The sequence below is a fragment of the Spirosoma validum genome (genome assembly GCF_014699035.1).
Lineage (GTDB): Bacteria > Bacteroidota > Bacteroidia > Cytophagales > Spirosomataceae > Spirosoma > Spirosoma validum.
Genome location: NZ_JACXAA010000001.1, coordinates 185,540 through 200,079 on the forward strand (window position 1 = coordinate 185,540; position 14,540 = coordinate 200,079).

Genomic DNA, 14,540 nt, shown 5'->3' on the forward strand with positions numbered 1-14,540 from the left:
CGATGGTCCAGACTCTTCACCGTAGTTCATCCGGCCTGCCAGCTCTAACATTAGCCAATGAGTGGTTTCAGCGTTAGTCTGTACGAATGATGGTAAGCTGTCCGATTAAAAAAGAAAAATTTAATGGTTCATTGGATTAAATACCCACTAAGCCGAAAGGGTTTTCTTAGTCTGGCCTTACACACGACGATTTGGCTCTTATTAACGCTATTCTGCTCATTGATTGGTGGGCATTCTCTAGCGCAAGTACCTTTTAGTTGCCAAAGTGGAGTGTCGTATCGTATCCAGAATAACCCCTCCGCTCTTTATCAGGTTGACCTTCGAACCGGTAGTGCTACCCTACTACTCAACGCAGCTGAGTTAGGGAATCGGAATTTAACGGGACTGGGCTATAACCCGCTGGACAACTTCCTATATGCCTCCGTGTCGGGAACGAATGATATCGTTCGTATCGGCAGCAGTGGAGCAGTTACCTTGATTAACGTGCCGGCTTTACCCGCTGCTGTTTACACAGCTGGCGATGCTGGACCTGATGGCAACCTGTATCTCTACGTAACAGGCACGCTCGCGATGCAGAAGGTCAACCTGGCAACCCTGGCTGTTACCAGTATCAATTTAGGCGCTGGCTCTGCTCTGTCGGATTTTTCGGTTAGCGCGGATGGGAATTCGATCTATGGCATTTCGACCAATACCGGCGATCTGGTACGATACGCTACCACTGGTGGAACGCCCACGACAACGAACGTGGGGTTTGGCGGATTTTATAATTCTGCCTATCTGGATAATACAGGGAACTTATACGTAATAGAAGATGCGAATTCCTTTGTTTTTGAGGTAGTCGGTCCCACTATCCCTACCGAAAAAAGTGCCGTACTACGTACTACTACCTTTACGCCAATAACCAATACCGACGGTGCCCGGTGCGTTACTTCTTCAGCTACCCTACAAACTCCGTTGACTTGTACGGCCGGACAGGCATTTGTCGTGACCGGGGAGCAGGGCTATAGCACGGGTGAGTGTACAGAAGCTGGCAACAGCATTCTTGCTGAGTATAATCTTCAAACTGGAGCGCTGATTGCGCAGACGGACGAACTCATCAATAGTTTTAATGCCAGAACCACTATCAACAACCTGGGCTATAATGTTACGGATAACTATTTATGGGGTTACCGCAACGGCACCAACCAGTTAATACGTATTGGCTCAGAAAAAACCGTCGATTTCTTCGCGATTTCTGGCCTTTCGAGCGATTGCAGTTATTCATTTGGTACAATCAACAATACAGTTTTTAAAGCAGGTGATATTAGCCTGAACGGAATTCTTTATCTGCTAAATGGATTCGATGGTGACCGGTTTATCCGGGTTGACGTTAACCCCAGTTCACCCACGTATCTGCAAAAATTAAGCGATATACCCCTGAGCCTTTCGCCGGGCGCAGGCACGTTGGCCATTATGGCTGATCTGGCGTTTAATCCGATTGATGGGAATCTATATGGAGTCGGTACAGACAAGAATCTCGTCCGAATCAATCCAACAACCGGCGTGGTGTCTGTTCTGGGAGCACTTGCAGGCCTGGAAGACGATTCCAGCAATTTTCTGATCGCTTTTTTTGATCAGGCAGGTTCGCTGTATGTGCAGCAGAGCAACGCTGTGGTTTATAAAATCAGCAACGTGGCCGGCAACAACCTCATAGCAACGATCCACATTGCGAATGGCCTGAATGTCGGTTTGAATGGGGATGGAGCCAGTTGTCCATTTAACGCCCAGTTGTCTTATAGTATTTCAGGTAAGCTTCTTAATGATGCGAACGGCTTGGTGGATGGCACGGTTAACGGCAACACCGTCAGCAGTTTGAGTGGCAACACCTTCTCGGCCAATCTGGTCGGTTCGGCTGGAACTGTAGTGGCTACGACTCCGTTGGTCAGCGGTACATACACCTTCACGGGACTCTCAGCCAATAGTTCCTATTCAGTCGTTCTGAGTAATACGCCCGGTACACCAGGCGCGGCTCCACCAAATACTACGTTAGTGGGGGGCGTGGTCAATACGGGCGAGTATATTGGTACTGGCGTTGGCAGTGATGGGCTACCGGATGGCGTGCTCTCAATCTCCGTTGCCACTAGTCAGGTTGTTGATGCTAACTTTGGTATAGAACGTTTGCCAACGGCTAACCCCAAAACGCTTGTCAATCAGTCTAATCCTGGAGGTACTGCTACAATTAACGTACCAACCCTAACTGGCTCAGATCCCGAAGACGGCGACTATATCGGTAGCACGTTCAATAACATGATCGTTATTCAACAGTTACCAACCAATGCTACGCTTTATTACGATGGTATCCTTGTCACGGAAGGACAGGTAATTCCAAATTACGAACCTGATCTATTAACGTTGGATCCAATCGATGGCCCGGTGAGTGTGACGTTCACCTACTCCGAACGCGATGCTGCCGGACTTGACAGCCCACCGGCCCAGGTGTCTATCTCCTTCATCGTTTTACCTGACCTTTCCTTACTGATGTATGCACGCCCTACTTCTGTCTACGGCACTGCACCGGTAACGGTTGTTGTCGATGTTGTTGAACTGAATTCTGTACCTACCACCGGGCTTATTACGCTTAAAATTACCCGAGACGCTAAATATAGCTTGACATTTCCATCCTCAGCGACCAGCGTTGGCTCCCGCACAGTGCAAAACAGCCTATGGCAGTTTAATGGCTCGGATCCAAGTTACTACGTACTGACAACAAATTCGGCTGTGCCAGCCGGGGATAGACTTTCGGTTGGTTTGACTGGTGTGCTAACCGCCGGTGCTACCTCTGGTAGTATTGCGGTCAGTTCGGTATTAGTAGGAGTTAGTGGCAGTGAAAGCAGAGTTACCAATAATGCAGATGCTGATAAGATCGATTATTTCCAGCAGTAATTGATCTATTGACGGCGACCACTATGGAACCACTTAGCTTCAGATAAGGCAAAAATTTAAGGTTATTAACCTACTATTTATCTAAAAAATGAGAAGACAAAAGCACCCAGATAAACAAATAGAGCAGAATCAACGGATTATAAAAGCACTGGAGGAGGTAATTAGCGAACGGGGTGTTGTGGGTGTTAATGTAAATCTAATTGCCAGCAAATCTGGAATAGGCAAGGGAATCATTTATCGTAATTTTGGCGGAGAAGCGGAATTGTTGATGTATTACGTTTGTACAAGTCCTGCGTTTCCTCATCTTACGATGGACCCGCTTAACCCACCTCGCTCACTACAACAGGAGCGCATTTCTCAGAGTATGTTTGGCCAGATGTTTCAATCGTTTCGGGAGTTACGCAGTTCTAAAGCCAGTCGTCAGATCATTAAAGCTATGTTGATCGGTGATGAGCCAGCAATTGATTTTATAAGTCAAAATAATGAACAGAAATTAGCAGAAGCGGTTCAGCAACTTTCTCTACCAAAAGGGACAGATGGTCAGGCTGCTATGGCTATTCTCTTGGGAGGTATGTATTACATGACAATAATGGCTCATAACAATCATCCATTCCTTGGAATTGATCTACGTAGCGACTCTGGCTGGTTACGAATAGAACAAGCCTTAAAAAACTTTTACAAGCAGTTGAATAAGTCAGCAAACCAAACTCGTACGTCGAAGAAATCGCTATCAACTGTTATCCCAGAACTAGTTGAAAGTTGAACCGCCAATTTAATTGAGTCTATAAATTTACTTTATGCCGTATAGTGAAATGGATAAGTTGAGGTCTTACTCATCTACAGGAAAAGTATCTAAAAGTAAAAAAGTCAACTACACTATTGTAAAATAAGCTTTAACGCATGTAGTTTAGAAATCACTGCGTTTAAAATTTCCTAAATTTTTTAGATAAATCTATTCAGTTATACTTTAATCAGATGCTTATCAACTAAATTAAATAAATAAGTAATGTACTTGTCGAGCATTAGCCGTTAAATATCACTGCACTTAGGGTCTATGTCGCTTATCTTATGAAGCGTTGGCTTGTCTGTTAATTACCACAAATGTCAGGGTTTTCAAGAGCTTTGTATGTAAAAGGCCTTCTCATTATCTTGAGAAGGCCTTTTACATACAAAGCTCTTGTTGAGACTTATCGACCGGCGGGATCCGCTTTCCGGTCTTCTTTTTTCAATTCTTTATTTATGTTTTTCACATTTTTATCATCGTTCAGTTTTGTATTGTCACCGGCTTTTTTTAGCTCTTTCGTCGCTTTCTTAACTTCATATTTTGTCTCTTTTTGAGCTTTTTTCACATCATCCTGAGCGAAAAGGGTCACAGAGATTGCCATAAAGGCAATCATAGAAATAAGCATTTTTTTCATGATCTATTTGGTTTAATGTGTGTATACGTTTTTAGATTTTACATTAATCAGCTAAAGTTCTTTTAGGTCTCATGTAATTTTCGTTTTCAAAGATAATAATAATAGTATTTAGTACCAATTAGATTTCACCCTACTTGATCATTAAATTCAGGTTATTCTTTTTCAATTATAGGTGCTTCGTTGCTGACCTACCCATTACTCGTTGTAGTCAATATGATGAAGCCAATTGTTCTAATTAGTAAACTGTGTAGAGTCAATTTTACAAGGAGTTTTGTGAACGAATTCACGAAATGATCTAATTTCATTTACCTAAGAATTCGATTGAAAAATTACTGATAAACCCGAACAACTTGTATTGTATATCTTTACTATTTTCATCCATCTAAAAATTGGCTAATCAACATTTACGAAGTCTGCAAACAGTAGGTGATGGGTTAGTTTGTTTCTGGTTTACTTTATTGTCGTTGGGAGTGAAATCAATCCGTAGTGCACCAGATTATCTCCGAGCTAGCCATCGATTGGACTAACTCAATCGGTCAAAAGATAGTAGGCATTCTTGACTATCGATAGTTAACGTTGACCGCCCCGATACCACTGGGCGAATACCAAAGTCCCCAGCTTCAGGAGCTTTGCCTGTTGGCTATTTATAGCACAAAACCTATAAGCGGCTTTTTTATTTGCAAACGTTGCCCCAAAAGGTAAGGTCATCAAGCCAATCAATTGAAGAGGTCAACTAAGCGCTGAAGCGGTTCTCACTGCTGGAAGTACTCCACCTTGTCGGCATCAATATTATTGGTCAGTTTTGCTTCTACTACCGTCGCAGGCAGCACCGTCGAGCTGACGGTTATGACGCCCGTCGATGCCCCTGGACTCAAATTACCTGTTAAGCCAAAGGATAGCCGATCGCCAGCGGCTACACTCTGCGAGGTTGTTAAGATGTAATAGTTCGGATTCGAATTGCTGAAGTTCCACACATTGTTCTGCACCGACCGGCCATTAACCTGGGTTAAGCTTGGATCAAAGGTCAGGTCGATTTTCTGATCTTTGGTTACCCTCACCGAGAAACTGCCGCTGGTAGCTACTGAATTCAATTCCACCACATCGACCACTACGCTGAAAATAGAACCGCCATACACCAGTGCAGGACGAGCGTAGAGAAGTGGGGTCAAATCCGAACCAAGACAAAAAGAAATCCCCCCACTCCTTGTACCGGCATAAATGGCTTTATCGGTGGCATATACAGACGCTACTGGTAGAGCTCCGAGGCCATTAAGCGTGGTGTAATTGGTAAAGCTATTACCGCCGTCGGTTGAAATACTTAGGCCACCTTCAGTTGCGGCATAGACCGTATTGCCAATGGCCGATACACTATTTACCCGATCATTGCCTAACCCATTCACGGTGGTTTTATTAACAAAGCTATTACCCCCATCGGTCGAGATACTTAACCCACCATACGTAGCCGCATAGATCGTATTACCGACAGCGTGTACCTTATTTACTACATTGCTCCCTAATCCATCAGTCGTCGTTTTCGTAAAGAATGTATTTCCTCCGTCTGCGGAAATACTCACTCCGCCGGTGGTGGCAACATACAGCATGCCATCAATCGAAGTTACGCCAAGCAAAAAATTATTGCCTAAACCGTCCGCGATAGTTTTATTGACAAAACTGTTACCGCCATCCATAGAGATGCTTAGGCCGCCACCGGTAGCGGCATAAACGACACTATCGGCTACATATACGCCAGAAATATAACCGTCTCCCAGGCCATTCTCAGTCGTCTTGTTGCTAAAACTAAGCCCCCCATCGGTCGATATACTTAGTCCACCATCAGTAGCCGCAAAGATGGTGTTGTCCGTAACATAAATCCCTAGTACAAAACTTCCGCCTAAGCCGCTATTCATATAGTTACGGCTGGCGAACGTCCCCCCCCCATCAGTCGAGATAGCGATGCCTCCTAATGACCCTCCTGTTCCAGCATAGATGGTGTTACCAACGGCGTATGTACTAATCACCAGATCGGTTCCTAACCCGTTAGCCACTGTTCGACTGGTATAGGTATTGCAGGCAGGTCCGTTCACCGGCGCTTTTGCGTAGGTAGTTTTTGAATCCACATAGGCGGAAGCAAGGTGGGGGCCAGCTTGACCACTAGCGAACATAGATTGTAATATTATCGGACAAATCAGCCAACAGTGTCGAACGGGCTTCACGAGTCGAAGCCAGGATGGGCATAAAGTAGAGTAAAACTTCACAGAATATAGACGTTAATAAGGTTGTATACTAAAATAGCAATATTAGAGTCTCGTTGCTCACCAATACTACATAAGTATACCTTATTAGTCAACCCTATCTTCTTTTAATTAATATAATGCAACTTAAATAAACAAAAAGACTCATTATCGGAATAGTTGAACTTCTCTCTTCTCTTCCTGTTACTGCACACAGCTAGGCCGACCTTGCTAGTAAAGCCGGTTGGTTTAGTCTATCGATAAAAGAAGGGTAGTGTCGAAATTATATCGTATAATTCCCTCTACTCAGATAGGTGGATTATCTCTGGCAGTGATTCTACTAGTAGAGACTGTTGGATTGATAAAAAGTGTACAAAAACGATCAGCTACACCGTGGGTTTCAGGTTTTCGGCAATCCCAGAAAAGCTGGTTTCACAACTATAGATTAAGCAGCATCGAAATGGGATTTTCGGCTTGATGAATCGATTCATAGACGGCTCGTTTGTACTGAGCCAGCAGTTGAGTGAACTGAGTGTAGCTGAGAGGCTCTTCGAGAGTCTCGGACTGCGTTGAACCAACTGAATTAGTTTTATCTAGTTTCATAAGCAGTAAAGGACGTGACCTGTTTAACGACAGGTTAAACTGAAATCAGCCATTAGTCAGGCTGGGTAAAACTAATTACTCAAACATATGATTTGTTCGCCTTTTCGATGAAGCGTACGTTTTAGCCGGTTTTCGGTAGTAATCAAGCTACTTAAAGAGTCTAGCTAATCACCCGCAACGAAATTTCAGCCGAGTCGAGTAAATATGCCCTACGTTTTTAGGTGAGCTAGGGCTTAACCGAGCAATTATGCATGAAAAAAGCAACAGCCCCAAATCGCATGATTTGGGGCTGTTGCTGTGTCAACTACCTAGCCAGGCGAGACTAGTATCCTCTCGCCGTATTATCCGCTCTGGGGTCCGAAGCCCCTTCGTACGTACCGTCAGGACGTATCAATACACAGTCCATACGGCCCAGCGTGTTGGTTAGTTTTTCCAGAATGTAGCCCCGGTTTTGCAGAGCCTGGGTGGTCGCTTCGGAGAATGCACCGTTTTCAAAGATGGTTTTGTCAGGCAGCCACTGGTGGTGAAACTTGAGCGCGTTGACCGCCTGCTGCATCGTCATTCCGTGTTCCACTACGTTGAGGATGGTCTGATAGACCGAGGTCATAATGGTCGAACCGCCTGGTGTGCCCACAACCATAAACAGCTTCCCGTCTTTTTCCAGAATGGTCGGCGTCATCGAGGAGAGCATCCGTTTGTTGGGCGCAATGGCATTGGCATGATTGCCGACTAAGCCATACATGTTCGGAGTTCCCGGCTTCACACTGAAATCGTCCATTTCGTTGTTCATAAAGAATCCGGCTCCCCCTACCACGACCCGGCTCCCGTAGCCGCCATTCAGCGTTGTTGTGATGCTGACGGCATTGCCGTCTTTGTCGACCACCGAAAAATGCGTCGTTTCCAGGCTTTCGTAACCGGGAATATTACCGCCTTTTACGTTTCGGCTATCGGTGGCTTTGGCCCAGGAGAAATCCGTCCAGCGGGTACGCAGGTAATCGGGCGAGATCAGTTGAGCAACAGGTACCTTAACAAAATCAGGATCGCCGAGGAATTTGGCCCGGTCGGCATATACGCGCCGTTCCGCTTCAATCATGACCTGCACTGTACTGTCGCGATTCCAGCCCCACTTACGTAACGGAAAGGGTTCGGTAAAGCGCATCATCTGCAACAGAGCAACGCCCCCGCTGGAGGTTGGCGGCATGGTAATCACGTTATATTCTTTGTATTTCGCCTGAAGAGGATCACGCCAGACTGCGTGGTAATTTTTCAGATCTTCTTCCGTAATCAATCCCTTGCCCTGTACCATTTCCTGAGCCAGCAATCGCGCGGTTTCGCCTTCGTAAAAACCCGCCCGTCCCTGCGTCTGAATTCGTTGCAGCGTTTTTCCCAAATCGGTTTGTACCATCAACTCACCTTTGTGCCAGGTAACGGTATCGGTTGGAACCGTACTCCTCAGGAAATACGTTTTGCCCGGATTTATGGTATTGAGATCGTTTTTAATTCGGTTCAGGCCCAGCGCATCGCGTTCGGTGAGCGCAAAACCTTTAGTGGCCAGATCAATGGCGGGTTGTAGTACCTGAGCCCACGTCAGTTTTCCAAATCGTTTATGCGCTTCGACCATCCCATCCACGGATCCCGGCACACCACTCGCCAAATGGCCACTAATACTCAGACCCGGCCGGACATTTCCAATAGAATCAAGGTACATGTTCTGGCTGGCCCGACCCGGCGCTTTTTCTCGGTAGTCGAGCGTATACGCTTTACCCGCATTGTCGCGGTACACCATGAAACCACCACCGCCAATATTCCCGGCGCCGGGATAAACAACAGCCAGCGCAAACTGCACAGCCACAGCCGCATCGACGGCATTCCCGCCAGCTTTCAAAATAGTCAGCCCCACCTGCGACGCTTCAGGATGCGCCGAGGCTACCATTCCGTTCCGGCCAATGACGCCAACCCGATCAGAGAAGAAAGGCTTAACAGTAGGATCTTCGTCGCGATACTGATAAACGCCCTGGCTTTGCGTTACGCCCTTATCGGTCGAAGTCGTCGAGGGCGATTGAGTTTTACAGGCGAGAAAACCGACCGTTAGGAGCAGACAAGTGGAATAAGACGTGATACGTTGTTTCATAGGTTATATTCTGCAAGGGATATAAGTCACTAAACTACAAAATTTGCTGTTTCAACCAATACAGTCGGTAGCCACTTATCCGCCCGAAAGCGGAACTTGTCCAAAACAGTTTGGCGAAGAAGCCCAAATAGCGTACCTTCATTATTGGAGCGTTACCCCAGCGAACCATTAGTCAGACTTTCGCCCTCTCACCGCACCGGCGGCCCGGCCTTTCGCTCTTTACTATATATGAAGTTTCTTCGTCAGACGTTTGAAAGTTTCCGATTTGCATGGCAGGCGTTACGTTCGAATCTGCTACGTACCTTACTATCGCTGCTGGGCGTAACGGTGGGCATTTTCGCCATTATTGCCGTTTTCACCCTGGTCGATTCGCTGGAACGTAACATCCGGGATAGTCTGAATTTCATCGGCGATAAAGTCGTGTATGTTCAAAAATGGCCCTGGACGTTCGAAGCACAGGCACAGTGGTGGAAGTATTTTCAATGGCCCGAACCCTCGTACAAAGAGTATCGCTTTCTGAGTGAGCGACTCGAAAATGCACAGGCTGTGGTGGCTACAGACGGTAAAGGACGCGTGACGGTCAAAAACGGAAACAACAGCATGGCCGCGCTCATCATAGGCACTACGTTCGACTACGACAAGATTTCGGATGTTCCTCTTGAAAAAGGACGCTATTTTACTCAACAGGAAGTCGATAATGCCCGTAACGTGACAATCATCGGGTCAGACATTGCAGAAAATCTGTTTCCCGGTCAGGACCCGGTTGGTAAGGCGCTAAAGATCAAGAACATGAATTTTATGGTGATTGGGCTTCAGCAGAAACAAGGAGAGAGTCTGATTAATGTAAGTGGTAATCCGGATGTCAAATGCCTGATTCCGTATGGCGCGTTTGCCAAGATGTTTCAGTCTATTAACCCGAGTATTGATATCGCCATAAAAGGCTATGACTCCGATGAAGGGCTGGTCGAGCTTGAAAGCGAAATTCGGGGACTGCTACGTACCCGGCGTGGATTACGGCCTGTTCAGGACGATAATTTTTCCATCAACCGTCCCGAAGCGCTGGCATCAGCGATCAGCGGTATTTTTTCGGTGCTGACCATAGCGGGTTGGGTGATCGGCGGGTTTTCGATTCTGATCGGTGGTTTTGGTATTGCCAACATCATGTTTGTCAGCGTTAAAGAACGGACTAACCTGATCGGGATTCAGAAATCACTGGGCGCGAAGAATTATTTCATTCTGTTCCAGTTTCTGTTCGAAGCCGTTCTGTTGAGCCTGGTGGGTGGAATGGCTGGTATTTTCCTGGTTTATCTCTTATCGTTTATGAATCTGGGGAGCTTAGATCTTCAATTAACAACCGCCAATGTTATGCTCGGTCTCGGCGTTTCGAGCGTCATTGGTATTCTGTCAGGTATCATTCCCGCTTTTACCGCTTCCCGTCTCGACCCCGTCATCGCTATCCGGGCGAAATAGCAGAGGGCATAGGGTAAAAAAGGTCAATTTTCATTTATCCTATGCCCTTACCCCTATGCCCTCTGCCCTACACCTCAATCTTAAACAAGTGCATCGGCAGTGCGTAGGGGTCCAGTTCAACGTAATTTTGTTCACCCTGCCAGATATACTGGGCGCCCGTCAGCAAATCACGAACGGTATACTGTTGATCGTGTCCCATACCTAACTGCCAGACAGGAACTTGTACTACCCCTACCCGCCGGTTATAGGCATCTGTATTGACAATGATCAGCAATCGATTATCGCCCGATACTTTTAGATAAGCCATAATCGCGTCATCGTTTACGTTGCAAAACGTCAGGTTATTTGTTGTTTGCAACGCTGGATTTTCGTGACGAATACGATTAACAAGCGTAATCAGGTACGTCATCCTGTTAGTTTTCTCCCAGTCCCAATATCGGATTTCGTATTTCTCGGAGTTCAGGTATTCTTCTTTATTCGGGAACGGTACGTGTTCCATCAGTTCAAACGATGGACCATAAATACCATAATTACTCGACAACGTAGCAGCCATGAAGTAGCGAATCAGGAACTGCGGTTCGTGGCCACCCTGTAAACTATAGGGATTAATGTCATGTGTCGTTGGCCAGAAGTTCGGGCGATAATAGTACTTCATTTCGCTCTGGGTCAATTCGGTCATGTATTGTTCCAGTTCGTATTTCGTGTTACGCCAGGTGTAGTACGTATACGAGTGCGCGAAGCCCCGTTTGCCTAACTCCTGCATCACCTTCGGCTTCGTGAAGGCTTCTGCCAGAAACAGCATATCCGGAAACTCTTTCTTCACTTCCGCAATGATCCATTCCCAGAAGCTGAACGGCTTCGTATGTGGATTATCGACCCGAACAATGCGTACACCCCACGATGCCCACACCAGCAGAACGCGCTTCAGTTCTTCCCAGAGATTCTGCCAGTCGTCCGTCTCGAAATAAACCGGGTAAATATCCTGATACTTTTTAGGGGGATTTTCAGCATACTGGATGGTTCCGTCGGGACGTTTCTTAAACCACTCAGGATGTTCTTTGGCCCAGGGGTGGTCAGGAGAGCACTGGATGGCGAGGTCCATGGCCACTTCCATGCCATAATTGGCTGCAATGGCAACCAAATGCTTAAAATCATCGACCGTACCGAGCTTAGGATGAATAGCATCATGCCCACCCTCTTCCGAACCAATGCCATACGGGACACCGGGCTCACCGGGCTGGCAAATGACCGAGTTGTTCTTACCCTTGCGATGGGCCATGCCAATCGGGTGAATCGGGGGTAGATACAGTACGTCAAACCCCATTCCGGAAATGCGGGGCAGCAGCGCTTCTACATCCCGGAAGGTACCGTGCTGACCCTCTTCCCGAGCGGCTGAACGTGGGAAAAGGCAATACCACGTACTGAATCCAGCACGAGCCCGATCAACTTCTACGCCTAACTCATTCGCATAGCGGGTAACATGTTGACGTTCAGGATGGCGATCGGCATAAAACGTGAACTGATCACTTTCGGCTACAGATACCGCTTCGTCGTAACGACTCTCAGCAGATACATCTGCCCCGGCCCGAAATAGCGCGGCCATTTCCCGCAACGCCTTCACATCCGCACTTTCCTCAACGGGTTCACTCTTTGCTTTTTTCCCTTTACCCTTTACCCCATGCCCTATGCCCCCTGCCCTTGCCAGCATGCCGTCTACGTATTGCGCGCCAGCCAGTAATTCGCTCGTGATCCGTTGACCGTCGGCGACTTTGAGATGGATTTCATGTTGCCAGGATGCGGGGTGATCAATCCAGGCTTCGATCGTGTATACGTAACGGCCCTGTTTTTCAATCAGAAACGATGCTCCCCAGCGATCGTTCCCCAACAACGCCATGGCCATTTCGGTCCACGTAGCATCATCAGTGTGCTTATACAATAGGCGGGCGGCAAGATAATCATGGCCATCGGCAAAAATGTCCGCTTCAACCGCCACTACGTCACCGGGAATTGCTTTTATCGGAAATTGGCCTCCATCCAGCTCAGGCGATACGTGCTCGATGACCACGCGCGACTGGCCAGAGAGATTATTGGGAAGGTTCATATAATCAAACGTTAGGTTGACAACTGGCAAACAACAAGGCAATGTTACAAAAAAAGCCGGGTTCTACGGCCCAGCTTATCGATCAGGCATTCTGGCCAGGCCGACGTATCAACGGCAAGAATGCTTCACTTTGCTCCGTCTGTTTTCGCTCCATCGACGGCTAACTGCCCAATGCGATTTCCCCAGTTGGCACCGGCCTCAATGTCAAACCGATAATTGACCCCACTGTAGAGTCGCGATATACCGGCTTCGATACCCTGCGCATTTAGTTGCGTAGCCTGATCGGGAAATATGTAAGCCAATACGGTCGATGCGGCTGATGCAATGGTGGCATGATCAGATACGTAGGTGGGGTAATTTGGGATCGTAGTTGCGGTTTTGATACTCGCGTCCATTTGCGAAGGGCGCGGCACAAAATAGGTGTAGATCGCGGACCAGGATGCCGTGGCCCCGTCCTGCATAGCCCGATTCAGCAGTGCGTACGTACGCGCCGACCGCAGTTCGTTCTGACGGGCATCGCGAATAAGGCCTTCCGCCAGAAAATTCCAGTGGCCCGAAAGCCCATACGTAGCAATGCCGTCATCCCAATAGCTGGCAATTCGCCATTGTTCACGGGTACGCGTGTTCGCCATATCACGTACTTCGCCTAGCGCTTTCTGAAACTCTGCCGACGTAGTGGCCGGCGGCAGGCTGGGTTTGGCCTGCAAAACAGCCGTTGAATCGTACCATGTCCTGACCCGTCCGCCCAAAGGCAGCATAGGAGCCAGAACCGGATTTTCTAAGCTTGTCCACCTTACGTCGTAAGTCGATTTGGCAAGGCCCGTTTGCCAGGTATTGTTCGGGTCATGGGCAGCACTGAACCGATCGTTTTTGGCCCGGTCGATTACGGTAGCGGCCACAGTTGCCGCCAGATCTTCGCCCGCTTTGACATCACTCGGAACGCAGGCACCGGCCCATAATCGGCTTTGCTTATGTTCGGCAGCTTTGGTCTTTAACCAGGCCGTTTCGTTCGGGAATACATAAGCCAGGAGTTGATAGGAGGCTTCAGCTATGGCTGCATCTTCCGATGGGTAGGAAGGTACATTCAGAACAGGCACACGTGATATCACCCCTTGCGTCTCCAGTGATGGACGATTATACTGGTACTTAGCCCGCCAGGCCACAACCAGCGCATCGTATTGCGCTACACTCAACAACGCATAGACCCGGGCTGCAAATGTTGGGCTGGCCATCGGGTTAGCCGGATCGGTGGAGGATAATGTTCCGCTAGTTGGCGTTAAATAATTGGGCAACAGATTGTATTTGGCGACCAACTGCCGGGCTATCTGATTCCATCGTCGAACACCGCCGTCGGCCCAGTACGTAACGGCGGTATTCTGTTCAGGATTGATACTCAGCAGACCATTTTTTATACCCGTCAGTTCACGCTGATACGTATCCGATGTGGTGGCTGCAGGCTGAGGTACGTTGATATCGGTGGCCGATTTAAGCACGATGGTTCGCCAGGCGCCCCCATCCGCATCGACGGTGGCTGCTGATACTAACGGCAAAATTCCTTCGTCGATCGTAGGCTCTTTGCAGGCTACTACACTCAGGAACAGGCTACTCAAAATGATGGCTGAAAAAAGCGTTTTCATAGATTTGTTTATGGCCGTTCAACAACC

9 protein-coding genes are annotated in these 14,540 nt (G+C 47.6%); 3 read left to right on the forward strand and 6 right to left on the reverse strand.

Annotated features, from left to right (window positions below):
* Positions 1–270 precede the first annotated feature (270 nt).
* Positions 271–2,922, forward strand: a complete 2,652-nt coding sequence (locus IC230_RS00720; protein WP_191037043.1) for a DUF6923 family protein — start codon at positions 271–273, stop codon at positions 2,920–2,922.
* An 88-nt stretch (positions 2,923–3,010) separates the two neighbouring features.
* On the forward strand, positions 3,011–3,685 hold the full coding sequence (locus IC230_RS00725; RefSeq protein ID WP_191037044.1) for a TetR/AcrR family transcriptional regulator: 675 nt from the start codon (positions 3,011–3,013) through the stop codon (positions 3,683–3,685).
* Between the two features lie 424 nt (positions 3,686–4,109).
* Here the strand turns inward: IC230_RS00725 and IC230_RS00730 are convergent, their stop codons facing one another.
* From IC230_RS00730 to ggt, 4 genes are all read right to left on the reverse strand, one after another.
* Positions 4,110–4,340 (reverse strand): hypothetical protein, encoded by a 231-nt coding sequence (locus tag IC230_RS00730; protein ID WP_191037045.1) that lies wholly within the window; start codon positions 4,338–4,340, stop codon positions 4,110–4,112.
* Between the two features lie 752 nt (positions 4,341–5,092).
* Positions 5,093–6,457 (reverse strand): ligand-binding sensor domain-containing protein, encoded by a 1,365-nt coding sequence (locus tag IC230_RS00735; protein ID WP_191037046.1) that lies wholly within the window; start codon positions 6,455–6,457, stop codon positions 5,093–5,095.
* A gap of 552 nt (positions 6,458–7,009) precedes the next feature.
* Positions 7,010–7,174: a response regulator gene (locus IC230_RS00740; protein WP_191037047.1), complete on the reverse strand. Its 165-nt coding sequence runs from the start codon at positions 7,172–7,174 to the stop codon at positions 7,010–7,012.
* Positions 7,175–7,496: 322 nt separating this feature from the next.
* Positions 7,497–9,305 (reverse strand): gamma-glutamyltransferase, encoded by a 1,809-nt coding sequence (ggt, locus tag IC230_RS00745; protein WP_191037048.1) that lies wholly within the window; start codon positions 9,303–9,305, stop codon positions 7,497–7,499.
* Positions 9,306–9,533: 228 nt separating this feature from the next.
* Between ggt and IC230_RS00750 the strand changes: the two genes are divergently transcribed.
* Positions 9,534–10,775 (forward strand): ABC transporter permease, encoded by a 1,242-nt coding sequence (locus IC230_RS00750; protein WP_191037049.1) that lies wholly within the window; start codon positions 9,534–9,536, stop codon positions 10,773–10,775.
* A 67-nt stretch (positions 10,776–10,842) separates the two neighbouring features.
* On the opposite strand, the gene IC230_RS00755 is transcribed toward IC230_RS00750, so the two are convergent.
* A complete protein-coding gene (locus tag IC230_RS00755) occupies positions 10,843–12,876 on the reverse strand; it encodes an alpha-1,4-glucan--maltose-1-phosphate maltosyltransferase (RefSeq protein ID WP_191037050.1) in 2,034 nt (677 codons plus the stop codon).
* A 125-nt stretch (positions 12,877–13,001) separates the two neighbouring features.
* On the reverse strand, positions 13,002–14,513 hold the full coding sequence (locus tag IC230_RS00760; RefSeq protein WP_191037051.1) for a phosphatase PAP2 family protein: 1,512 nt from the start codon (positions 14,511–14,513) through the stop codon (positions 13,002–13,004).
* Between the last annotated feature and the right edge of the window lie 27 nt (positions 14,514–14,540).

What these genes read in the sequence shown, in the direction of transcription:
- IC230_RS00755 (WP_191037050.1), bottom strand. Translation starts at nt 12,876, where the DNA reads ATGAACCTTCCCAATAATCTCTCTGGCCAGTCGCGCGTGGTCATCGAG.
- ggt (WP_191037048.1), bottom strand. Translation starts at nt 9,305, where the DNA reads ATGAAACAACGTATCACGTCTTATTCCACTTGTCTGCTCCTAACGGTC.
- IC230_RS00725 (WP_191037044.1), top strand. Translation starts at nt 3,011, where the DNA reads ATGAGAAGACAAAAGCACCCAGATAAACAAATAGAGCAGAATCAACGG.
- IC230_RS00750 (WP_191037049.1), top strand. Translation starts at nt 9,534, where the DNA reads ATGAAGTTTCTTCGTCAGACGTTTGAAAGTTTCCGATTTGCATGGCAG.
- IC230_RS00760 (WP_191037051.1), bottom strand. Translation starts at nt 14,513, where the DNA reads ATGAAAACGCTTTTTTCAGCCATCATTTTGAGTAGCCTGTTCCTGAGT.
- IC230_RS00740 (WP_191037047.1), bottom strand. Translation starts at nt 7,174, where the DNA reads ATGAAACTAGATAAAACTAATTCAGTTGGTTCAACGCAGTCCGAGACT.
- IC230_RS00730 (WP_191037045.1), bottom strand. Translation starts at nt 4,340, where the DNA reads ATGAAAAAAATGCTTATTTCTATGATTGCCTTTATGGCAATCTCTGTG.